Origin of the sequence: Geomonas ferrireducens, from assembly GCF_004917065.1 — a bacterium.
In the GTDB taxonomy this organism is placed as follows: Bacteria; Desulfobacterota; Desulfuromonadia; order Geobacterales; family Geobacteraceae; genus Geomonas; species Geomonas ferrireducens.
In genome coordinates, this window is the sequence record NZ_SSYA01000002.1 from 493,628 (window position 1) to 517,385 (window position 23,758).

At 60.1% G+C, this 23,758-nt stretch carries 18 protein-coding genes and 1 other RNA gene; 12 read left to right on the forward strand and 7 right to left on the reverse strand.

Features of this window, described 5'->3' with window-relative positions; all coding sequences use genetic code 11:
- Positions 1-29: 29 nt before the first annotated feature.
- Together htpG and E8L22_RS10995 are read right to left on the reverse strand one after the other, a co-directional pair.
- The gene (gene htpG, locus E8L22_RS10990) at positions 30-1,964 is read right to left on the reverse strand and encodes a molecular chaperone HtpG (RefSeq protein ID WP_136525221.1); all 1,935 of its coding nucleotides are present in this window, start codon (positions 1,962-1,964) and stop codon (positions 30-32) included.
- A gap of 267 nt (positions 1,965-2,231) precedes the next feature.
- Entirely contained in the window at positions 2,232-3,293 is a 1,062-nt protein-coding gene (locus E8L22_RS10995; protein WP_136525222.1) for a 3'-5' exoribonuclease, read from the reverse strand.
- A gap of 133 nt (positions 3,294-3,426) precedes the next feature.
- Here E8L22_RS10995 and trpE point away from each other — a divergent pair, with 133 nt between their 5' ends.
- From trpE to serA, 10 genes are all read left to right on the forward strand, one after another.
- Positions 3,427-4,902, forward strand: a complete 1,476-nt coding sequence (gene trpE / locus E8L22_RS11000) for an anthranilate synthase component I (RefSeq protein WP_136525223.1) — start codon at positions 3,427-3,429, stop codon at positions 4,900-4,902.
- A gap of 1,176 nt (positions 4,903-6,078) precedes the next feature.
- On the forward strand, positions 6,079-8,127 hold the full coding sequence (locus tag E8L22_RS11005) for a response regulator (protein ID WP_136525224.1): 2,049 nt from the start codon (positions 6,079-6,081) through the stop codon (positions 8,125-8,127).
- 23 nt (positions 8,128-8,150) lie between these two features.
- On the forward strand, positions 8,151-10,031 hold the full coding sequence (locus E8L22_RS11010; protein ID WP_136525225.1) for an ATP-binding protein: 1,881 nt from the start codon (positions 8,151-8,153) through the stop codon (positions 10,029-10,031).
- 12 nt (positions 10,032-10,043) lie between these two features.
- Entirely contained in the window at positions 10,044-10,490 is a 447-nt protein-coding gene (locus tag E8L22_RS11015; protein WP_136525226.1) for a response regulator, read from the forward strand.
- Positions 10,491-10,725: 235 nt separating this feature from the next.
- Positions 10,726-11,295, forward strand: coding sequence for an anthranilate synthase component II (locus E8L22_RS11020; RefSeq protein ID WP_136525227.1), 570 nt, complete (start codon positions 10,726-10,728; stop codon positions 11,293-11,295).
- 54 nt (positions 11,296-11,349) lie between these two features.
- A complete protein-coding gene (gene trpD / locus E8L22_RS11025) occupies positions 11,350-12,408 on the forward strand; it encodes an anthranilate phosphoribosyltransferase (protein ID WP_136525228.1) in 1,059 nt (352 codons plus the stop codon).
- 3 nt (positions 12,409-12,411) lie between these two features.
- Positions 12,412-13,212, forward strand: coding sequence for an indole-3-glycerol phosphate synthase TrpC (gene trpC, locus E8L22_RS11030; protein WP_136525229.1), 801 nt, complete (start codon positions 12,412-12,414; stop codon positions 13,210-13,212).
- A gap of 47 nt (positions 13,213-13,259) precedes the next feature.
- Positions 13,260-14,615 carry a TrpB-like pyridoxal phosphate-dependent enzyme gene (locus E8L22_RS11035; RefSeq protein WP_136525230.1) on the forward strand — a complete coding sequence of 452 codons (1,356 nt, stop codon included), beginning with the start codon at positions 13,260-13,262 and terminating at the stop codon, positions 14,613-14,615.
- A gap of 108 nt (positions 14,616-14,723) precedes the next feature.
- Positions 14,724-15,344 (forward strand): phosphoribosylanthranilate isomerase, encoded by a 621-nt coding sequence (locus tag E8L22_RS11040; RefSeq protein WP_136525231.1) that lies wholly within the window; start codon positions 14,724-14,726, stop codon positions 15,342-15,344.
- A 115-nt stretch (positions 15,345-15,459) separates the two neighbouring features.
- Entirely contained in the window at positions 15,460-17,058 is a 1,599-nt protein-coding gene (gene serA, locus E8L22_RS11045; RefSeq protein ID WP_136525232.1) for a phosphoglycerate dehydrogenase, read from the forward strand.
- 313 nt (positions 17,059-17,371) lie between these two features.
- Here serA and E8L22_RS11050 read toward each other — a convergent pair whose 3' ends face one another.
- From E8L22_RS11050 to E8L22_RS11065, 4 genes are all read right to left on the reverse strand, one after another.
- Positions 17,372-18,439, reverse strand: a complete 1,068-nt coding sequence (locus E8L22_RS11050) for a 3-deoxy-7-phosphoheptulonate synthase (protein ID WP_136525233.1) — start codon at positions 18,437-18,439, stop codon at positions 17,372-17,374.
- 150 nt (positions 18,440-18,589) lie between these two features.
- Entirely contained in the window at positions 18,590-19,222 is a 633-nt protein-coding gene (locus E8L22_RS11055) for an isochorismatase family protein (RefSeq protein WP_136525234.1), read from the reverse strand.
- A 28-nt stretch (positions 19,223-19,250) separates the two neighbouring features.
- Complete coding sequence (locus tag E8L22_RS11060) at positions 19,251-20,681, reverse strand: nicotinate phosphoribosyltransferase (protein WP_136525235.1); 1,431 nt, start codon at positions 20,679-20,681, stop codon at positions 19,251-19,253.
- Between the two features lie 16 nt (positions 20,682-20,697).
- On the reverse strand, positions 20,698-21,261 hold the full coding sequence (locus tag E8L22_RS11065) for a tetratricopeptide repeat protein (protein WP_136525236.1): 564 nt from the start codon (positions 21,259-21,261) through the stop codon (positions 20,698-20,700).
- A 168-nt stretch (positions 21,262-21,429) separates the two neighbouring features.
- On the opposite strand from E8L22_RS11065, the gene E8L22_RS11070 reads away from it, so the two are divergent.
- Entirely contained in the window at positions 21,430-22,278 is an 849-nt protein-coding gene (locus E8L22_RS11070; protein ID WP_136525237.1) for an SDR family oxidoreductase, read from the forward strand.
- 73 nt (positions 22,279-22,351) lie between these two features.
- Positions 22,352-22,882, forward strand: a complete 531-nt coding sequence (locus tag E8L22_RS11075; protein WP_136525238.1) for an Hsp20/alpha crystallin family protein — start codon at positions 22,352-22,354, stop codon at positions 22,880-22,882.
- 492 nt (positions 22,883-23,374) lie between these two features.
- Here E8L22_RS11075 and ssrS read toward each other — a convergent pair.
- Positions 23,375-23,559: non-coding RNA, 6S RNA (gene ssrS, locus E8L22_RS11080), on the reverse strand.
- Positions 23,560-23,758 lie beyond the last annotated feature (199 nt).

A 23,758-nucleotide genomic window follows, 5' to 3' on the forward strand; every position in this document is an offset into this window, starting at 1 on the left:
CCCGGCTTTTTTTACGTGGAGCCGACAGGCTACTTGCCGCCGACGACCATGAGCTCGCTCACGAGCCTGGTGAAACGGAGCGGGTCCTTGATCGGCGAGCCTTCGGTCAGAAGGGCTTGGTCGAAGAGGAGCTCGCTGTAGTCGGCGAGTTTCGGGTTCGACTTGTCTTTCTCGTACATGGCGGTCATCACCTGCATGATCTGGTGCTCGGGGTTGAGCTCGAGGATCCTTTTCCCTTCCGGCACTTCCTGGTTCATCGCCTTAAGGATCTTCTCCATGTTGGCGTTGAGCCCCATCTCGTCCGCTACGAGGCAGCAGGCGCTCTCGGTGAGACGGGAGGAGAGCCGCACCTCCTTGACCCTGTCCTTCAGGGTTTCCTGGATGAAGTCGAGGATGCCGCCGAACTCCTTCTTGGCCTCCTCCTTCTTCGCCTCCTTCTCCTTCTTTTCCTCCTCGCTGTCCAGCTCGAGGTCGCCCCTGTCGATCGCCTTCAGGTGCTTTTCCTGGTACTCGTTGATCGCCTGCACCACCCACTCGTCGACCGGATCGGTCATGTAGAGGACCTCGTAGTCCTTCTTGCGCAGGGCCTCCATGTAGGGGGAGTTCTCAACCGACTCGCGGGACATGCCGGTGATGAAGTAGATCTCCTTCTGTCCTTCGGGCATGCGCTCGACGTATTCCTTGAGCGACGTGAACTTCCCTTTCTCGGTCTTAGAGCTCTCGAAGAGGAGGAGGTCCTGCAGCTTCTCCTTGTTGGCGTAGTCGAAGTGGATCCCTTCCTTCAGCACCGGACCGAACTCGCCGTAGAACTTCAGGTAGTCGTCGATGTTCTTCTCCTTCATCTCGGAGAGGGTGGAGAGTACCTTGCCGACGAGCGATTTCTGGATGCGCTTGATCTGCACGTCCTCCTGCAGGATCTCACGGGAGACGTTGAGCGGCAGGTCCGCCGAATCGACCACACCCTTGATGAAACGGAGGTAGTCGGGGAGAAGCGCCTCGCAGTTGTCGGTGATGTAGACCCGCTTCACGTAGAGGTGCACGCCCTTTTTGTGGTCGCGCAGGAAGAGGTCGTAGGGCTTGTGCGACGGGATGTAGACGATGGACTTGAACTCGCTCACCCCCTCGGCCGAGTAGTGGATGGTGGAAAGGGGCTTGTCGTAGTCGTGGGAGATGTGCTTGTAGAACTCCTCGTACTCCTCCTCGGTGATCTCGCTCTTCGGACGGGTCCAGATCGCCTTCATGGAGTTCAAGGTCTCCTCGACGGTATTCTCGATGGTGCCGCCCCCCTCGATGACGTTGCCGTCCTGATCCTTCACCGGCTCGGTGCGGGTCACGTCCATAACGACCGGGTACTGGACGTAGTCGGAGTACTTCTTCACGATGGAGCGGATCTTCCACTCATCGAGGAACTCCTTCATGTCGCCTTTCAGGTGCAGCACGATCTCGGTGCCGCGGGTCTCCTTCTCACATTCCTCGATGGAGTAGGAGCCGTCGCCGGCCGATTCCCAGCGGCAGCCGAACTGCTTCTCGCCCGCCTTGCGGGTGGTGAGCTCCACCTTGTCCGCGACCATGAAGGAGGCGTAGAAGCCGACGCCGAACTGGCCGATCAGCTCCGGATTGTCGGAAAGGTTCTTTTCCTTCAGGGCTGCCACGAAGCTCTTGGTGCCGGACTTGGCGATGGTGCCGATGTTGTCGGCAACCTCATCCATGCTCATGCCGATGCCGTTGTCGGTGATGGTGAGGGTCCCCGCCTCCTTGTCGGCGTGCAGCTTGATCTTCCATTCGGTGTTTCCCTCCAGCAGTTCCATGTTGGAGTGGGATTCGAACTTTATCTTGTCAATGGCGTCAGATGCGTTAGAGATGAGCTCCCTTAAGAAGATTTCCTTGTTGGAGTAGAGGGAGTGGATCACCAGGTCCAAAAGCTGCTGGACCTCGGTCTCGAACTTCTTGACGGTTTTGGCCATGTCTTCGTGGTCTCCTTTGTGCTTGAGTGGGTGCTCGCCGGAAGATAAGCATTGTGGCTTCTGATTTCAAGGGGCGGGAGGAAAAAAACGAAAAGCTTTACCACAGAGGACACAGAGGTCCACAGAGGTCACAGAGGTCACAGAGGTCACAGAGGTCACAGAGGTCACAGAGGAGAGGCCGTAAAGGTTTAAAACCCGCTTCACGCTGTTCCTCTGTGTGGGACGTGGCTTTTACTCTGTGTCCTCTGTGTTCCGGTTTTACGGTTTTTAAAGCTTCAGGTATTGCCTCAGTATGGCGGGGTGCAGGTGCTCTTTCATCACCTCCCACGCCTCGCGTAGCGCCTCGGCGTCTTGCAGGGCGTGGTGCGGCGAAAGGTCACGACAGGCGTCGTCGTGCGCCTGCTTGAGCAGCGGGCGCAGTTCGGGAAGGCTCTCGCTGTAGAAATGCAGCGGGGTAGGGTAGAGGTTAGGGGGGAGTTCGTGATGCAAAAGCTCGAGCATGAGCACCCAGTCGTACCCGGGCGCATCGGTCACCACGCGTACCGGGACACCGAAGCCTGCGAGCCATTCGCGCAACCGGCGCGCCGCGTAGCCGCTTTCCTGGAAGAATTCGCCGCCGGTTAACTGCGGCAGCACCTTCTCGACCACGAACGCTGAGCACCCCTCGCGGCTCCAGCCGTTTTCCAGCTCCGCGTAGTAGCTCTCGCCGCTCTCGGCGACCAGGGCTATGCTGATCAACTGCGGGTAGTCGAAATCGGTGAACTCGGTGTCCAGGAAAAGGAGCTTGGGTCTTTGCGTGACGAGGTTCTCTGGAATGGGGACGCTCTTCACCTTATGGGGCCTGCGCTGCGCCGCGTGTGACTGGCAGAGCGTCTTTGCGAAGCCGTGGCCAAGCTGCAGCGATCCCGGTTCGCCGCACTCCTCGCAGAGTGCGGCCGCTCTGTGTTCCGCGTCCCGGGCGAGTTCCTTCACGATGAAGGAGCCAGACTCCACCCGGACAAAGAGCCCGCCCAGTCGCTCCTCGGCCTTGAAGTGCCCGATGCGCGGCATGCCGAGGTGCTCCATCGCCTCTATGGCGGTGCAGAGGTCCCACACCAGCGGATACCACCCCTCGCCGCAACGCACGCTTCCGGCAGGCTCCTTCAGGTAGCGCGGGAAGCGCGAGAGGAGCTTCTCCCGTGCGATGCTCCCCTCCGGTTTCACCCACTTGTCCCAGGACAGGAACATCTTCTCCGTGGCGCGTTTGAAGCGGACGATGAGGTCGACCACCCCGAGGGCGAAGGCCGAAAGACGCTTTTTAATTGTGTTCAGTACCGGCATAGTTTTCATTAGCACCAGATTCTACCAGAGTACCCCGTTTCTTGACACCATTTCCCAGCTATGTTAATAAAGTCGGGCTAAAACTCTATGCCCGGCAAGGGGATAGCCCCACCAAACACCTCGCAGCGCAACAAGGAGCCCCATGTATTTCCCCGATTTCGCTTCGTTCCAGACCCTGTCAGCACAGGGCAACCTGATTCCGGTTTACCGTGAGATCCTGGCCGACCTGGACACTCCGGTAGGTGCCTTCAAAAAGATCGACGACGGCCGTTTCGGCTTTCTGTTCGAGAGTATTGAGGGGGGGGAGAAGTGGGGGCGCTACACCTTTCTTGGCTCATCGCCGGCGGTAGTGATCCGCGGCAAGGACAACTGGGTCGAGATCGTGGAGGGGGGGGCGGTGAGCCGCGTCGAGGTGGCCGATCCGCTGAACTACATCCGCGACTACATGGCCCGCTACCAGCCGGTCGAGGTAGCCGGGATTCCGAGGTTCTTCGGCGGCGCCGTGGGGTACCTCGGCTATGACGCGGTGCGCCATTTCGAGACCCTGCCGGACAGCAACCCGAGGCTCATCGATACCTACGACTCCTACTTCATCATCACCGACACCATGATCATCTTCGACAGCCTGAGCCAGAAGATCAAGGTCGTTTCCAACGCGCATCTCGACGGAGATACCTCTCCCGAGGCGGCCTACGCCGACGCGGTGAGCAAGATAGAAGGGCTCATCGAGCGCCTGAAGAAACCCCTTCCCGCGCAGCCGAAGAAAGCCGCCACCGGGAAGGTGGAACTCTCCTCCAACGTGAAGCGCGAGGAGTTCGAGCAGGCGGTGACCCGTGCCAAGGAGTACGTGAGAAGCGGTGACATCATCCAGGTTGTGCTCTCCCAGCGCTTCTCAGGTGAGCTGACCGTAGATCCCTTCGACATCTACCGGGTGCTGAGGACGCTCAACCCTTCGCCCTACATGTTCTTCCTCCGCCTCGAGGACACCATGGTGGTCGGGGCATCCCCCGAGGTCATGGTCCGCAAGGAGGGGGAGCTTGTCGAACTGCGCCCCATCGCAGGCACCCGTACGCGCGGCGCCACACCTGCCGCCGACGAGGAGCTGGCGCGTGACCTTCTGGCCGATCCCAAGGAGTGCGCCGAGCACGTCATGCTGGTCGATCTCGGGAGAAACGATCTCGGGCGCGTCTGCACCACGGGGAGCGTGAAAGTCTCCGAGCTGATGGTCATCGAGCGATACTCGCACGTCATGCACATCGTCTCCAACGTGCAGGGAAACCTCGCCCCTGGCTTCGATGCCTTCGACGTGGTGCGCGCCACCTTCCCGGCGGGAACCCTGTCGGGGGCGCCGAAGGTGCGCGCCATGGAGATCATCGACGAGTTGGAAGTGGCGCGGCGAGAAGTCTACGGCGGGGCCGTCGGCTATTTCTCCTTCTCTGGCAACATGGACATGGCCATAGCCATCCGCACCCTCGTCATCAAGGACGGCAAGGTGCATCTGCAGGCCGGCGCCGGCATCGTGGCCGACTCCGACCCCGCCTCCGAGTACATGGAGACGGTGAACAAAGCGAAGGCCGTGGTTAAGGCGATCGAGGCGGCCGAGCGTGGCATCGACTAGACCTTATTGTTTGGAACGCTCAGGAAAAGGCGACCGGAATTCCGGCCGCCTTTTTTTATTGGTGTGCCCGGGAATTCTCGATAAGAAGCCTGTCAGGTAACCCGAGTCCTCTCTTGCCGAGAACGGTGGCCTTATAGCTCCCCCCTTTGCGAAGGGGGGACGGGGGGGATTTGCTTTTGTCGTTGTTCTTCATCTGTTCATTTATTTAACGCAGCGTCCGCGATGGCTGCGGCCGCATGAGCTTATATGGTTCGCCCGAGGCAAATCCCCTCTGTCCCCCCTTCGCAAAGGGGGGAACGTGGTGCCAAGCTCACTGCTTCGAGGCTAAAGTAAAGATGCGTCCCGGAATTTCCTGAAGAACCTTCGCAAAGGGGGGACGTTAGGGCTCATGCAGTGCTTTGTAGGTAGCTGTGCTTCGCGTTCCCCGGAATGCCCTGAAGAACCTGTGAATTTTTGGGGGGCGCCCGGCAGGAGCTCCCGCGGACGCGTGAGAAGTTGATACGCGCGCGCTGCAAAATTCCACGACCACGTTTCAAGTTTGTGCGTACGTGTTGCAAACTCGTACGAGGACGTTTCAACTTTGTACGCGCACGTTGCAAACTTGTACGGGGACGTTTCACGTTTGTATGTGGTCGTTGCAAACTTGTACGGGGACATTTCACGTTTGTACGTGGTCGTTGCAAACTTGCAGGGGTACGTTTCAAGTTTGTACGGGGTCGTTGCAATCTTGCTCGAGGACGTTTCAAGTTTGTACGTGCGCGTTGCAAACTTCCACGGGGACGTTTCTAGTTTGTACGCACGCGTTGCAAACTTATGCGGGGACGTTTCAACTTTGTACGCACGTGTTGGAAATTTCCGCGGGCGCGTTGCAAATTAGCATGCGCTAGTTGAAAAAACGTACCCACGCGTATGGGATATGCACTGGCAGATTTCCCTCTGCTGTTAAAAGGTCTGACTCAAACTTTTTTACGCGGAACCGCCATGTTAATCGGTAACTGTGTTTGTAGCGCTTATTCATTCTCAAGAAATCTAAGCGGCAAGGATCTGACAAGATGTGTGCAATTTAATTTTATGTTGTAAAGGAAATAACACACAGGAGAAAAAAACATAGTAAAATTTTCCCGTTAATCCATCCTTCCGTCCGATCTGTTTAATGCAGCCGCAGGAGCCGATTGTATGGGTAGTGCTTGTCCCGTGAAGAAAGTCCTCATTGTCGAAGATGACGATTCCCACGCAGAACTGATACGGCGCGGATTCAGCGATTGTACCGACCAGTACGAGCTGACCGTCGCCGTAAGCCTCCAGGAAGCCCTGGTACGGGTCCGCAGCCGTGACTACGACATCGTGCTCACTGATTATCTTTTACCCGACGGCAAGGGGGGAGACCTGGTTGCCCAATCCGCCGACATCGCCCCAGTTGTAGTAATGACGTCGCACGGAAACGAACAGGTAGCGGTCGAGGCGATGAAATCTGGCGCCATCGACTATGTGGTCAAGATGCCCGAGGTTTTCGAGGCCATGCCGCGCATCGTGGAGCGCGCTTTGCGCGAGTGGGACCACATCCTGGAGCACCGCCGGGCCGAGGAGGCGTTGAGGCTGCAAAGCCACCGCCTGGAGCACGAGGTGGCGGAACGCGAACTGGCGCAGGAGGCGCTGCAGGAACAGGCGCTCCTCTTGAAGAAGGAGATCGCCGAACGAAAACTCGCCCAGGAGACCCTGCGCCTTAGCGAGGAGAAGTTTCACAAGGCCTTTGACAGCGCCCCCCTCATCATGGTGATCACCGACATGGAGGACGGCGTCTTCATCGACGTGAACCGCAAGTTCGTAGAACTTTCCGGCTACAGTCGGGAGGAGGTGCTTGGCAGAACCTCGACTTCCCTCGGCTGGATCGACACGGCGGACCGCGCGGCGCTGCTGGACAAACTCAACCGGCAGGGGGTCGTCACCGGACATGTGGTCACGCTCCACGCGAAGGACGGCCGCGTACTGAAAGGTGAGTATTATTGCGAACGGATCGTTGTGGACGGAAGCGAGCGGCTTTTGGCCATCGCCCTCGACATCACCGAGCGGGTCAAACTCGAGGAACAGTTGCGCCACTCCCAAAAGCTCGAGGCGGTCGGGATCCTCGCGGGCGGCGTGGCCCATGACTTCAACAACATACTCACCGTGATCGGCGGGTACTGCGAACTGTTGAAACTCGATCTCGATGAGGGGAACCCGGTCAGGGACAAGGTGCTGCAGATTTCAGCCGCAGCGGATCGGGCCGCCAACCTGACCCGAAGTCTCCTTGCCTTCAGCCGCAAGGGAGAGGTGAAGGCGGCTCCGGCGAACTTGAACGAAATCGTCAAGGGGGTCCAGAAGTTCCTGCAGCGCATCATCGGCGAGGACATTGCCCTCAGCACATCCCTGTGCGAGGAACCGCTCTGGGCCGTTGTCGACACCGGCCAGATCGAGCAGGTGCTGATGAACCTCGGGGCCAACGCGCGCGATGCCATGCCCAAGGGAGGGCGGCTCATGGTCCAGACCGAGTACCACGAGATTGACGAGGCCTTCGTGCACGCCCACGGCTTCGGTGAGCCCGGCCACTACGCCCTTTTGACCGTCTCCGACACCGGGGAGGGAATGGACGAGACGACGCGGAAGAAGATCTTCGATCCCTTCTTCACCACGAAGGTCGTCGGCAAGGGGACCGGCCTCGGCCTTGCCATCGTGTACGGGATCATCACGCAGCACAGGGGGTTCGTGAACGTCTACAGCGAGCCCGGCATAGGCTCCACCTTCCGCATCTACCTTCCCGCCATCGGGACGGAAAAGCGCGAGAAGACGGTGGCACCCCCTCCAGAGCCGGTGATGCAGGGGACGGAGACCATCCTCGTCGCGGAAGATGACCTGCACGTTCTCGACCTGGTTTCCTCCATCCTGCAGCAGTTCGGCTACACCATCATCCATGCCGCCAACGGTCTTGAGGCGGTGCAGAAATTCAAGGAAAACCCGCAGATCAACCTGGTGCTCATGGACATCATCATGCCGGTGATGAACGGTAAGGAAGCGGCAGAGAACATCCGCGGCATGTGCCCCGACGCCAAGATCCTCTTCACGAGCGGTTACACGGCCGACATCATCCGCAGCAGAAGCGATCTGGACGAGGGGGCCGAACTGGTTATGAAGCCGGTAAAGCCGGCCGTCCTCCTCAAGAAGGTCCGCGACATGCTGGACCGTTCTTAACGTCCAAAGGAGTGGCCGCAGGCATGGTAACCCAGATAAGCACCATACGCCGTTTCTCACTAATGCTGGCCCTACTCTGGAGCGCGGGCATCGCGGTATCCTTCGCGTGGTTCTACAAGCACGAGCAGGGGACGGTGCTGGAGATCGCACGCGCCGAGGCTCGGGCCACCTACGAGAAGGACAGCCTCTACCGGCGCTGGGCAACCAAACACGGCGGCGTCTACGTCGCGGTGAGCCCCTTAAATCCACCGAACCCGAACCTCGCCCACATCTCCGAGCGCGATATCGCCACCCCGTCCGGACGCGCCCTTACCCTGGTCAACCCCGCATACATGACCCGGCAAGTCTTCGAACTCGCCGACAGCCAGAACCACCTGGTGCGCGGTCACATCACGAGCCTGAAACCGATCCGGCCCGAAAACGCCCCGGACCCGTGGGAGGCCCGTGCCCTGCAAAAGTTCGAACAGGGTGCCCGGGAGGTAAGCGAGGTGCAGATGATGAACGGGCGCCGATACATGAGACTCATGCGCCCCTTTGTAACCGAGGAGGGATGCCTCAAGTGCCACGCCGATCAGGGGTATAAGGTCGGGGACATCCGTGGGGGGATCAGTGCGTCGGTCCCTATAGAATCTCACGACGGTGCCTTCTCGTCGGTGATTACGGGAGGAGTGGCAAGTCACGCCATCCTGTGGTTTCTTGGGATCGGGATGATCGGCACAGGGTCGCGCGTCCTGACCCGCAGCGCCCGGGTCCTCGAAAAAAGCGAGGAGCGATACCGCACCGTCGCCGACTACACCGACGACTGGGAATACTGGCAGGCGCCGGACCGGACCTTCATGTACGTGTCCCCTTCCTGCAAGCAGCTCTGCGGTTACGGCCACGAAGCATTCTATGCCGACCACACCCTCATCGAGAGGGTCATCCATCCCGATGACCTCGCCGCATACCTGGACCACGAACATGCCTCTTTCGAGGGGAACCCAAAGCCGATCGATTTCCGCATCGTGCGCCCTGACGGGGAAGTGCGCTGGATCTCGCACATCTGCCGCGTCGTCTACACGAAAGATGGTGCCGAGAACGGTGTAAGGGCTAGCAACCGCGACATTACCGACCGAAAGCGTGCCGACGAAACTCTCAGGGAGCAGGCGCTTCTCCTGGAAAGCGAGGTGCGTGAACGAAAGGAGCGCGAGCTCGAGTTGGAGGCGAAAAACGCCGAACTCGAGCGCTTCACCTACACGGTGTCCCACGATCTCAAGAGCCCCCTTATCACCATCAAGGGGTTCGCCGGGGCCGTCATCAAGGATCTGCAAAACGGCCAGTCGCAGCGATTTGAAGGCGACGTGCGCCGCATCATGGCCGCAGCCGACAAGATGACGGCACTCCTTGACGACCTATTGGAGCTTTCCCGTGTCGGACGCATCGTGAATCCGCCGACCCTTATCGATATGAACGCCCTGGCTCACGAGGTGCTCGCCCAACTGGCAGGCCCACTGGAGCAGCGAGGCGTCGAGGTTCTGTTGCAGCAGGATCTCCCCACGGTGTGGGGTGACCAGCGCCGCATCTGCGAGGTGCTCCAGAACCTCCTGGAAAACGCCATAAAGTATGCCGGTGAGCAGCCGCACCCCTGCATCGAGGTCGGGAAGCGCGACGGCGATGGCAGCACGGTCTTTACGGTTCGCGACAACGGCATGGGGGTGGCGCAGCAGTACCATGAGACCATCTTCGGCCTGTTCAACAAGCTCGATGCCCGTTCCGAGGGGACCGGAATCGGCCTCGCCCTTGCGCGGCGCATCGTCGAGTTCCATGGCGGGAAGCTGTGGGTCGAGTCGGATGGCGCGGGGCAGGGGAGCACTTTCTGTTTCACGCTCAACATGATGCCGCCTGCCGCGGCAACTGAAAGCTGAAAGGGGGAACACATGGTGGAAGGCGAACCGTTGTGCATTCTTTTAGTGGAAGACAACCCGGACCACGCAGAGCTCGCGCTTAGAAACCTTTCCGACGCGGGCCTTGCCAACCGCGTGTTCCACGTCGAGGACGGCGAGGCCGCTCTTGACTATCTGCACAACCGCGGGCGCTACGCCGACCAGCTGAGCTACCCGCGCCCGCACCTCGTACTGCTTGACCTGCGCTTGCCGAAAGTCGACGGCATAGAGGTGCTCAAACAGGTGAAGGCTTCGGAACAGTTGAAGGCGATCCCGGTAGTCATCCTGACCACCTCGGCGGCCGAGCGCGACCTTGCCCAGGCCTACAACCATTACGCCAACAGTTATTTGACGAAGCCGGTGGACTTCGACTCCTTCAGCCGTCTTCTGCAAGACCTCGGTTTCTACTGGCTTGCCTGGAACAAGCGCCCCTCCGGCTAGGGAGGGCAAAATTCTTTTTGGGGGTGTGAAATATTCCCACGCCCGCGGGTGGGATACCACACCAATTTACCCCGTATCACCCCTCCTGATCCGCCTCTTTTGCGCATTTCCTGTCGGAATCTCTTGAGTTTCTTCGGCAAAACCTTTATATTTTTGCGATTCGCATAAGACACCAAAAGAGTGGGGTTCCCGCGACGCCGCATCTAGCGCCTCCGGTTCCAGCAGGTTACCAGCCATGCTCCTGATGATAGACAACTACGACTCCTTCACCTACAACATCGTCCAGTATCTTGGCGAACTGGGCGAGGAGGTGAAGGTTTTCCGCAACGACAAGATCACCCTTGACGAGATCGAGGCGCTCGCGCCCGACCGGATCGTGGTGTCCCCCGGGCCGTGTTCGCCCGAGGAGGCAGGCATCTCGGTCGAGGCGATCCGCCGCTTCGCCGGCAAGATCCCGATCCTGGGCGTCTGCCTGGGGCACCAGTCCATCGGCTACGCCTTCGGCGGCAAGATCATCCGGAGTGCGACCCTGATGCACGGCAAGACCTCGCCCATCCATCACGACGGTCAGGGGCTTTTCAAGGGGCTTCCGAACCCGTTCGCCGCCACCCGCTACCACTCCCTCATCGTCGAGCGCGATACGCTTCCCGCCGAGCTGGAGGTAACCGCCTGGGTTGAGGAGGGGGAGATCATGGGGATGCGGCACCGCACCCTTCCGCTCTGGGGGGTGCAGTTCCACCCGGAATCCATACTCACCCAAGGGGGGATGGACCTTTTGAAGAACTTCCTCGAGATGTCGAGATAGTACCCGGCCGGGACAGCTCTCCCGGCCTTTAAATTCTTTTGTGAAGGAGTCGCTATGATTCGCAAGGCAATAGCACGCGTGGTCGAGAGGGAAAACCTGAGCGAGGCGGAGATGATCGAGGTAATGGACCAGATCATGTCCGGTGGCGCTACGCCCGCACAGATCGCATCCTTCATCACCGCCCTCAGGATGAAGGGGGAAACGGTGGACGAGATCACCGGCGCCGCGCGGGTCATGCGCGACCGGGCCATGCCGATCCGGGTCGGCAAAAGCGTCCTCGGCATCGACCGTGACGACATCAACCTCGACCGCGAGACCATCCTCGATACTTGCGGCACCGGCGGCTCCGGCACCAACTCCTTCAACATCTCCACCACCGTCGCCTTCATCGTCTCCGCCTGCGGCGTCAAAGTCGCCAAGCACGGCAACCGCGCGGTCTCTTCCTCCTGCGGTTCTGCGGACGTCCTCGAGGCGCTCGGCGTGAACCTGGACGTGACCCCCGAAACGGTTGAGCGCAGCATCGCGGAGATCGGCATCGGCTTTTTATTCGCCCCGGCGCTGCACGGCGCCATGAAGCACGCCATAGGTCCGCGCCGCGAAATCGGCGTCCGCACCATCTTCAACATCCTGGGACCGCTCACCAATCCGGCCGCGGCCGACTGCCAGGTGCTCGGCGTCTACCGCGAGGACCTGGTGGAAAAACTCGCCCACGTGCTCAAGAAACTCGGGTGCCGCCGCGGTTACGTGGTGCACGGCTGCGACGGGATGGACGAGGTCACCCTTACCGGCGAGAGCACCATCGGCGAGGTCGGGCCGGACGGGGTCAAGGTGTACAAGGTCACCCCCGAGCAGTTCGGCCTTGAGCGCGCGCCGCTGACCGAACTGCATGGCGGCGACGCCCAGGGGAACGCGGTCATCGTCCGGGATATCCTCTCCGGCAAGGACGGCGCCAAGCGCAGGATCGTTCTTTTGAACGCGGCCTACGCGCTGCTTGCCGCCGGCAAGGTTCAGGACGTCGCCGAGGGGATCCGCCTCGCCACCGAGACCATCGACTCGGGCAGCGGCCTTAAACAGCTGGAGCGGCTCATAGCACTCACCAACGAGGTGGCATAACAGATGACCCAGGTACCGGACGTACTGAAGAAGATCGTGGACTACAAGCAGGGCGAGCTGGAAACGGCGATGGCCGCCGTACCGCTAAACGAGATCATGGACCGTCTGGGCGATCTGGAGGACACCCCGCGCGGTTTCCAGAACGCCATCATCAACGCACTCGGCTCCGGCTGGACCCCCATCATCGCAGAGGTCAAAAAGGGCTCCCCGTCCAAGGGGCTGATCCGGGCCGATTTCGATCCGCTGCAGATCGCCACCACCTACCAGGACAACGGCGCAACCTGCCTCTCCGTGCTCACCGACGAGCATTTCTTCATGGGGCACCTGAGCTACTTGGCCCTGATCCGTGAACAGGTCTCGCTCCCCCTGATGCGCAAGGATTTCATCTTCGATCCCTACCAGATCTACCAGGCCCGCGCCGCCGGGGCCGACGCCATCCTCCTCATCGCCGCCATGCTCGACGTGCCGCAACTGCGCGATTTCCACGCGCTGGCGCGCGACCTTTCCATGGACGTGCTCCTCGAAGTTCACGACGAGCGCGAACTGGAGATGGCGCTGCAGACCGACTGCAGCATGATCGGCATCAACAACCGTAACCTGCGCACCTTCGAGGTGGACATCGCCACCTCGGAGCGTCTGGCCGCCATGGTGCCGGCGGGGCGCATCGCCGTCGCGGAGAGCGGCATCAACAAACGCGAAGAGATCGTGCGCCTCATGGAAAAGGGGCTGCACGCTTTCCTGATCGGCGAATCGCTCATGCGCGAGGCCGATGTGGGGGCGAAACTCGCCGAACTGGTGGGGTAGGGCGCCCGTATTATGGAATGTAATGTTCCAACTGAAAAGGAGAGGCTATGAATACCAAGTTCCTGCTTGATGAATCGCGCATCCCGAAACAGTGGTACAACATCATCCCCGACATGCCGGGTCCCCTCGAGCCGGTGATCAACCCGGCGACCCTGAAGCCGGTCACCCCCGAGGACATGACCCCGATCTTCCCGATGTCGCTCATCGAGCAGGAGATGTCGAACCAGCGTTGGATCGACATCCCCGAAGAGGTGCGTGAGAAGTATCGTATCTGGCGTCCGTCGCCCATGTTCCGTGCCCACAGGCTTGAGCAGGCGCTCGGGACTCCGGCGAAGATCTACTACAAGTACGAAGGTGTGTCGCCTGCCGGCTCGCACAAGCCGAATAGCGCCATCCCGCAGGCATGGTACAACAAGCAGGCCGGCATCCGCAGGCTCGCCACCGAGACCGGCGCCGGGCAGTGGGGGAGTTCGCTCGCCCTTGCCTGCTCCATGTTCGGTCTGGAGTGCACCATTTACATGGTCAAGGTTTCCTGCACGCAGAAACCCTACAGAAAGAGCATGATGCAACTTTGGGGCGCCACGGTGATCCCGTCTCCCTCCGAGTTCACCAACGCCGGGCGCACCATCCTCGCACATGACCCGGACAACATGGGGAGTCTCGGCATCGCCATCTCCGAGGCGGTCGAGGACGCGGCGACCCACGATGATACTAACTACGCGCTAGGGAGCGTCTTGAACCACGTATGCCTGCACCAGACCGTGATCGGACTCGAGGCGAAAGAGCAGATGGCGCTCGCGCAGGACTACCCGGACGTGGTCATCGCCTGCTGCGGCGGCGGTTCCAACTTCGCCGGACTTGCCTTCCCGTTCCTTAGTGACCGGGCCAACGGCAAGAAGGTGCGCTGCCTGGCCGTCGAGCCCGCCTCCTGCCCGACCCTCACCAAAGGGGTCTATGCCTTCGACTACGGCGACACCGCGAAGCTTGCGCCGATCACCAAGATGTACACCCTGGGGCACGACTTCATGCCGCCGGGGATTCATGCCGGCGGGCTTCGTTACCACGGCGAGTCCGCGCTCATCTCGCAGCTCTACCACGCCGGCGAGATCGAAGCGAAGGCGTACAAGCAGAACTCCTGCTTCGAAGGGGCGCTTCTTTTCGCCAGGACCGAGGGGATCGTGCCTGCGCCCGAGTCCTCCCACGCGCTGCGCGCCGCCATAGACGAAGCGGTGCTCGCCAAGGAGGAGGGGAAGGAGAAGACCATTCTTTTCGGTCTCTCCGGCCACGGTCAGCTCGATATGGGGGCCTACGATGCTTATCTCTCCGGGAAACTCGAAGACTTCGAGTACCCTGAGGAGTCGATCCGCCAGTCGCTGGAAAGGCTGCCCAAGGTCTGCTTGTAGAAGGCTGAAGGGGGCCGGCGGCGCGCTGCCCAGCCGCAGTCCGCAGTCCGGCCGGTCAGGCTGGGGCGCTGCTGGCAGTAAATTGAACAATTCTAAGGGTATACGCCCATGACAAAGGTCAAGATCTGTGGCATAACATCGGTGGACGATGCTCTCATGGCGGTTGATGCCGGAGCCGACGCCCTGGGGTTCGTCTTCTTTGAGAAGTCTCCCCGTCATGTCACCCCGGAGGCTGCTGCCGGGATCATCGCCAAGCTCCCTCCGCTCGTGCAGGTCGTGGGGCTTTTCGTCAACGCAGATCTGGACGTGGTGAACCGAACCGCCGACCACTGCGGTATCGACATCGTGCAGCTGCACGGCGAGGAGAGCCCCGAGTTCTGCCGGTTGGTGCGGCGCCGCGTCATGAAGGCCTTCCGTGTCCGCGGACCCGAAAGTCTCGTCCCGCTGCCGGAATTCCACGTGGCCGCCTACCTGCTGGACGCGTACTCGCCCAATGCCCACGGTGGGACGGGGGAGGTGTTCGACTGGGAATGCGCCATTGCCGCCAAGGAGCACGGCCCCATCGTGCTTGCCGGAGGGCTCACCCCCGACAACATCGCCGCCGCCGTGACACAGGTACGCCCCTACGGGGTCGACGTATCAAGCGGCGTCGAGACATCGCCCGGCCTAAAGGATCCCGACAAGGTGCGGCGCTTCATCCAACTGGCAAAGCATCCGCACCCGATCTAAGCAGACGAAAATAAGGTGAAAACCCATAACTCCCATAATTCACATAACTCCCATAATTCACATTTAACAACGCAGAATGCAGAACCGGTTTCTAACCCAAAGCAAAGGAGTGGCAATGAAGATTATCGTAACCGATGAGGTGGCTCAGGAAGGACTGGCGATATTGCAGCGTGACCCGCGCGTGCAGATGGACATCAAGCTGGGACTGAAGAAAGAAGAGCTTTACTCGATCATTGGTGATTACGACGTTATCATCACCAGAAGCGGCACCACCGTTGACAAGCCCCTGCTCGACGCAGCGACCAACTTGAAGCTCGTCGCCCGCGCCGGCGTAGGCGTCGACAACGTTGACGTGGACTATGCCTCTGCCAAAGGCGTCATCGTGGTCAACGCCCCCTTCGGCAACACCAACAGCGCGGCCGAACACGCCATGGCGCTGCTTCTTTCTTTCTGCCGCAACGTCACCAAGGCGAACGGCTCCCTCAAGGGCGGCGCCTGGAAGCGCGCTCCCTTCACCGGCTTTGAGCTCAAAGGCCGGACCGCAGGCGTCATCGGCCTCGGTAAGGTAGGCGGCCGCGTCGCCACCCGTCTGAAAGCGTTCGAGTGCGAAGTTCTCGCCTGTGACCCGTATATCGCCGAGAAGCGCGCCAATGACCTCGGCGTCAAGCTGGTCACCCTCGACGAAATCATCAAAAACTGCGACATCATCACCGTGCACACCCCGCTCACCAGCGAGACGCACAACATGATCGGCAAGAAGGAACTGGCCGGGATGAAGGACGGGGTGATCATCATCAACGCCGCCCGCGGCGGGATCATCAACGAAGAGGCGATGCTGGAAGCCCTCGACTCCGGCCGCGTAGCCGGCGCAGCCTTCGACGTATGGAGCCAGGAGCCGCCCGACACCGAGATCCTCAAAAAACTCATCGCTCACGAGAAGATGGTCGTCACCCCGCACCTGGGCGCCAACACCTTCGAAGCACAGGTGAACGTCGCCGTCGACGTGGCCAAGGAAATCCTGCGCTACATGGACGAGCAGCCGATCGAGAACGCCATCAACATCCCGAAGTTCGACGCCTCCCTCATGGGGCAGATGCGTCCGTACCTGAACCTCGTGAACGTGCTGGCCGACTTCATCATCCAGCTGGTCGACACCAACCTGAACAAGATCACCTTCACCTTCACCGGCGGTCTCGCTCAGTACGACTGCACCCCGATCACCGTCTGCGGCCTCGCTTCGCTGCTGAACCGCAGGGTCGAGCAGGAAGTCAACATGGTCAACGCCCAGCTCGTGGCGGACAACATGGGGATCGTGGTCGAGGAGGTGAAGAGCACCCACTCCGATGATTTCTCCAACATGATCACCGTGACCATCGAGGGCTCCGGCGAGAAGCGCCTGATCTCCGGCACCGTGTTCGAAGGGGTGCCGCGCATCGTGAAGCTGCGCGACTACCAGATGGACTTCCGTCCGGAGGAGCACATGCTGCTTCTGGCCTACGGCGACCGCCCGGGCATCATCGGCAAGATCGGCACCATACTCGGCAAGCACGAGATCAACATCGCAGCCATGAACCTCGGGCGCCGCGAGAAGAAAGGGGAGGCCATGGTCATCCTTTCCCTCGACTCCGCAGTCCCCGCCGAGGTCGTGGAAGAGGTGAGGCAGGCGACCGAAGCCAACTTCGTCAAACCGCTCTACCTCGTCACCGCGAAGTAACGTAGCGATAGCTGCAGAACGAAAAAGCCCCCCGGCGTCAGCCGGAGGGCTTTTTTTATGATTTGAATATTGGGACTTTTGCTTTTGAAGGGTTTCAGCCTTAAGAAACAAGCTTTGAAGCTTCAACGCAAAGACGCAAAGCCGCCAAGTCGCAAAGAAAACCTTCTGGATGGAAACAGCAAAACCAAAGTCCAAGACATGGAAGGTCTTTCGGGTTAACCGTTTTTCCCTTCGCGTCTCCGCGCCTTTGCGTCTTTGCGTTGATGCATCTGTAGGGGCTAACATTCATGCGCCCCTACGGAGGGCTGGCTTGTTAGGAGATCTTCCTTCCGCCGCAGGCCTTCAGCCGTGCGTGCGCTTCGCGCAGGGCCGCCTCGGTGGTCTCCCAGTTGATGCAGCTGTCGGTGATGGATACGCCATAGACAAGCTCGGCGAGGTTCTTCGGCAGCGCCTGGTTGCCGTCTTTAAGGTAGCTCTCGATCATCACGCCGGAGATGGAACGGTTGCCGGCGACGATCTGGTCGATGACGGACCTCAGCACTTCGGGCTGGCGCTCGTATTTCTTCTCGGAGTTGCCGTGGCTGCAGTCCACCATGAGGGTCGGGGTGAGGCCCGCCTTCTTCAGCATCTCCTCGCTTTTGGCGATGTCCTCGGGATAGTAGTTCGGCTTCTTGTTGCCGCCGCGCAGCACCATGTGGACGTCGGGGTTGCCCGTGGTCTGGATGATGGAAGAAAGCCCGTCACGGTTGATGCCGAGGAAGCTGTGCGAATGGAGCGCAGCATTCATGGCGTCGATGGCGATCTGCAGGTTCCCGTCGGTGCCGTTTTTGAAACCGATCGGGAAGGAAAGCCCGCTCGCCATCTCGCGGTGCGTTTGCGATTCCGTGGTACGCGCGCCGATGGCGCCCCAGGAAAGGAGGTCGGCCAGGTATTCGGGGGTGATGGGGTCGAGCATCTCGGTCGCCACCGGGAGTCCCATCTCCGTCACCTTGCAGAGGAGGCCCCTGGCGATGCCCAATCCCTTGGAGATGAGATGTGTGCCGTCCATGCCCGGGTCGTTGATGAGCCCCTTCCAGCCCACGGTGGTGCGTGGCTTCTCGAAGTAGACGCGCATGATGAGGAGGAGTTCTTCCGACACTTCCTTAGAGAGGGCGGCGAGCTTCTCCGCGTACTCCAGCGCCCCCTTGGGATCGTGGATGGAGCAGGGGCCGACCACAACCATGAGCCTCTTGTCTTCGCCCCTCAGTATCTTGGCGATGGCTGCGCGACTCTCGGTTACGCAGGCGCCTGACTGCACGGAGATCGGGAAGACCTGGCGTAAGTCGGTCGGTGCAATGATCGGGGTGATGCTTTTGATCTTCAGGTTGTTGGTCTTAATCATCGTAGACTCCGCGCTAGCAGTTTTTAATGTGGCGTAATCTAGCGCGTTTCCCAGCCGCTGTCAAAAAAAAATGCCCGGGGGCGTAGGAATTTTGCCCTGAGCATATTTTTGTATGGTGCAGGTATAAAAAACGCTGTAAAAGCCGACGGTTCAGCCGCGTCTGGCGTGATCTGCGCCGTTTCGGTCCGCGGTCAGCGCGCCGCGCACCGAGTCGAAGGAAGCCTCCTCTGCACCCGCCTCCAGCATCGCCTTGGCCGCGCGGTGGGAATCGCCCGGCTCAACGTCCACGCCCCGTATCGCGTCTGTTAAGAGTGTCACCGCAAAACCTTCACGTAGCGCGTCCAGGACCGTTTCCTTTACGCAGTAGTCGGTAGCGAGTCCGCCGATGTACAGGCGGTCCAGGGCCATGCGGCGCAACAGCATGGTGAGCGGGGTGCCGTTCTCGGTGACGCCGGCCATGGCGGAATAGCCGTCGTCCCAGTCGGCCATCCCCTTCGAGACGACGATGGTACCCTCCGGGAACCTCAGGTGCGGGTGAAAGGCTGCTCCGGCGGTTCCCTGGATGCAGTGCGGCGGCCAGATACCGCCGTTCTCCCTGAAATGCTTGCTGGTCGGCGGGTGCCAGTCCCGCGAGGCGAATATGGGGGTACTCGTCTCGCTGAAGAGGCCGAGGTAGCGGTTGAGCGGCGACAGGACCTGGTCGCCGTCCGGAACGGCCAACGCTCCGCCGGGGCAGAAATCAACCTGAACATCTACGACAAGAAGGGCGGCTCTCCTTTTCATCGAGACCTCCTTTGCAGGCGCTGAGCGGTTATCCGCCGTACCTGCTCTGGATCTGGGACATCAATTTGAGCCGGAGCGTGTTGACACCCGGGCTGATGGAGACCTTGTACAGGTGGGGGTTGACGAGGCGCAGGCAACCCTCGGGCAGCCGCCTGAGTTGGCTGTTCGAAAGCTCGACACAGCTTTGCAGGGTGGGGGAGGGGGCGCACCTTTTGCCGTTCTCCATCACCGTGCTGCGCAACTCTACCAGTCGCGCCTCCCGCGGTATCCGCTTGTGCTGGATCGGATTGGCCGGGTCGAAGACCTGTGCTCCGGGGAGAACTTCCTCGTCATGTAGGGCGATGACATCCTGGATGAAGGAGCCGTCGGGGGCAACAGCGCGCAGCACCCGCTTGCGGTCCGGCAGGGTGGCCTTCGCAAGGTCACTCGTTATCTTAAGCTTCGCCTCGCCTTCGATCTTCACGAGCTTGTAGACCCCACCGAGGGCGCCTCCTCCTTCTCCCGCACAGGTGGCAAGCCGTGTGCCGACGCCGTAGATGTCCACCTGCCCTCCCTCGCTCCTGATCGATTCGATGACGAACTCGTCAAGCTCGTTGGATGCGACGATCTTTACACCGGAGAAGCCGGCTGCGTCGAAGGCGCTTCTGACCTGGCGTGAGAGATAGGCGAGATCGCCTGAGTCGATGCGCACCCCGACCAGTTCATGGCCGTGCTCCCGCAGTTCCCGGGCCACGGTGAGCGCGTTGGGGAGCCCGCTACCAAGGGTGTCGTAGGTGTCGATGAGGAGGATGCAGCTGTCCGGGAAATTGTCTGCGTAGCGGCGAAAAGCCGTAAGTTCGTCCGGGAAAGCCATGATCCAGCTGTGGGCGTGGGTACCCCTGACCGGGATGCCGTAGCGCATGCCGGCGAGAACGTTACTCGTGCTGCACACCCCGCCGACATAAGCCGCCCGGGCCTCCGACAAACCGCCGTCGGGACCCTGGGCTCGCCTCAGGCCGAATTCGAGGACGGTGGCATCCCCGGCGGCCAGTTTGATGCGCGCGGCCTTGGTGGCGACGAGGGTCTGGAAGTTGATGATGTTCAACAGTGCCGTTTCCACGAACTGTGCTTCGGCAAGTCCTCCCTCGATGGTCACGAGCGGTTCGGTGCCGAACACCACGGTCCCTTCGCCGGGGGCGATGACCTTTCCTTGGAACCTGAATCCGGCGAGGTAGGCGAGAAACGATGGGCGGAAAAGTTTCAGGCTGTCAAGGTAGGCGAGTTCCTCATCGCTGAAGGAGAGTTCTTCGAGGTATGAAAGGGCCGGCTCCAACCCGGCAAAGACGGCGTATCCACCCTTGAACGGGTTGTGACGGAAAAAGAGGTCGAAAACGGCGGGACGTTCGTGCATCCCCTGCTCATGGTAGCCTGCGAGCATGGTTAGCTCATAGAGGTCGGTAATCAGCGGCGAATAACGCATGGCGCCTCCCTTTGAGTCATTTGGCACCCTGAATTATCGCACGACGCAGCTTTTCTGCCAGTTCCGGGTCGATGATTTTCAGTAATAGGTACTCCGCCTGTGCCTTGCCGGCATCGTTCAGCAGTAGATGTGACAGTCCAAGCTTGTAAAGTGCGTTTGCATTTCCGGGCCAGAGAGAGAGGAGATCCTTGTAAGCGGTCGCTGCTTCCTCGTAGCGGTCTACCCTGAAATAGACTTCGCCGAGGTTGGAAATTGCAAGGGCGAGAGAAGGGTCCAGCTCTACCGACTTCTTGAGCGAGTCTATGGCGTGCGGATAATCACCGGCGAGTGCTTGGGCGGTGCCGAGGTTCAACCAGGACAACGCGTTGTGCGGCTCAAGGGCGATGCTCCTGCTGAAGGCCTCGGCCGCCTCCGGGTAGTCCCCGTCGCCGTTCAGCTCCACCCCTGCCTCGAACCAGTCGTCCGCCTCAAGGTACTCCTCGCCACCTATCCTGAGCGGTTCACCCATCGGGGCAAGGGCGCCGGTTGCAAAGCCGGTGACGACGAGCAGTGCGATGTATGTGCCCTTGCGGTGCTTCATGGCGAACCTCCGCGGAAAGCACAAAGATAGCATGTTAGAAAATATTTACAAAAGAGGGCGGTTCTGGCGCCTCCGTATGTTTTTGCTGACATCCCCGGCGCCATTTGGTAGATAAAGTAGGCGCCGCGGGACATGTCGTGGCGGGGAATTAATCAGAAAGGGGATCGTATGGAACATCTGCTTGTCATCGGCTGCGGCGCCATCGGACGCAGGGTCGCTTCTCTCGCGCTGGAGCGAGGGATGAAGGTCTGCACTTTCAACAGGAGCGAAGTGCCTCCGCTGGAGGGGGTAACGCACTGTGCCGGGAATCTGGATGAGCCGCAAACTCTGGCGGGACTTCTGACCCGCGCTGTCGGCGTCATCTACCTGGCTCCTCCGCCGGGCGGAGGGATCGAGGACACCAGGATGCGTAACTTCCTTGCCGGCATCGGCACCGGCAGCGAGCCGGCGAAGATCGTCTATATAAGCACGAGCGGTGTCTACGGGGACCACGGCAGCGAGGTGGTCACCGAGGAAACCGAGGCGGTGCCGCAGACGGCACGCGGCAAGAGACGGCTGCACGCGGAGCGCATTCTTCAACAGTGGGGCTCGGAGCACGGCGTTCCGGTGGTCGTGCTGCGCGTAACCGGAATCTACGCGCCGGACCGCCTGCCGGTGTCGCAGTTGACCACGGGCCAGCCGGTGCTGCGCGAAGAGGAGGCGCTTCCAAGCAACAGGATCCACGCCGACGATCTCTCCCGCATCTGCCTTGCCGCCCTCGACAGGGGGCCGGATGGCGCGATCTACAACGTAAGCGACGGGGCCCCAAGTTCTATGACCACCTATTTCAACGCTGCCGCCGACAAGCTGGGACTGCCGAGGCCCAGGCAGGTCACCATGGAAGAGGCGCGCAAGGTGATGACGCCGCTCATGATCTCCTATTTCTCCGAAGGGCGCATCGTCGATAACGGGAAGATGTTGAGGGAGCTCGGCATCACCCTGCTTTACCCGGATCTGGAGACGGGGCTCAAGGATTAGGTTGCTGTCTTGACTTTTGAAGCGCCCGTATTAGTGTTTCCCCATTCAAAAATAACCGGTGGGAGGTGCGGGGATGCTTGAAAAGGAAAGGGACCTGCTGAAGCGCGACGAACGTACCCAGACGGAACGGCGCCCGCTGATGGAACGGCGCGAGGACCAGGAAGAGGGGAGGCTTACCCCGATGACGCAGATGGAGCGGCTCTTCGACGAGATGTTCAAGAAGCCCTTTTTCCATCTCTGGACGCAGCGCATGTCAGGCGAGGAGCTGGAGGAACTGAACCCGCCCATCGATATCTACGAGGACGGCGATTCGGTCGTGGTGAAGGCGGAGATACCGGGCATAAGGAGAGAGGATCTCGATGTCCAGCTCTCACCGGTGAGCATCACCATCTCCGGTCAAAAGAGCAAGGAACAGCGGGTCGAGAGGAAGGACTTTTACCGGCTCGAAAGCAGCTACGGTTCCTTTATAAGAACGTGCAGGCTTCCGGTAGCGACTCTTACTGACACCGCCAAGGCGAGTTTCAGGGACGGGATCCTCGAGGGGCGCATCCTGAAGAAGACCGAGGCGACCAGCGATCGTGTGAAGAAACTTACCATCGAGTGATCGTCAAAACCATGTATGGCAAGGACGGCCGCGGCTCAACAGTCGCGGCCGTTTTCATGTCGCAGGCACGGGAAAAGGAGCTGCCTAAAAAACAGGCAAAATGCTATCATTAGCGACGGTAACGCCACTTTTTAACCTTTGGTGCAGGTTTTCCCACAGAGTTTTCCACAGGTTTTGTGGAATATCGGCAACGGCAATTGTGTTGATAATATAACTACTTATATTTATGATGCGTTGTTGCGGGGGGTGACGCATATCTTTGATTTATAAGGACTTAATAAGGAAGGCCCATGGGATCTCCATGGGCCTTTTCGTACATTGGCGTTAAAGCGGAACACTTTCTTCCGATCCGTCGGTGAAGCGTCGCGGTTGTTGCTGCGTGGTCGGTGCCGCCGCGCAGCAGGTTTCCGTTTGGCAACCCTTTTTCAAGCGGCGAACCGCCTGGCGGATGAGATAAGTCGCTTTCAGCGTTGTTCCCAGTAACGCCAATTTGGTTGCTCCGGAACACCGTGCGGGAAGACTTGGATTACTGACCTCTGTCGCAACATTCCCCGGTGAGACGCTTCAGGCTTCCCTCTGCTTGTGAGGGCTTGCTCACCACGTCTGAAACCAGAGACAGTGTGATGAAAAGGTAGTCAGGGACCCAAATGGATGCGCTACGAGTATTCCAGAGCGGCTCGCACTCTCATGCTAAAGCTTGATGGTATTGTAGCAATGCTCCAGAGAGTGTCAACACGGAGATGAAATTAATTTCATCTGATGTAAATGGCTGAAAAACTGCATTTTTTTGGGTTATGCCTGTTCCGTAAACCGGCAATTATTTCGCCGTCTTTTCCCTTTCGTCATAGCGGCTAGAGGGACCTGTCTGACCAGTTT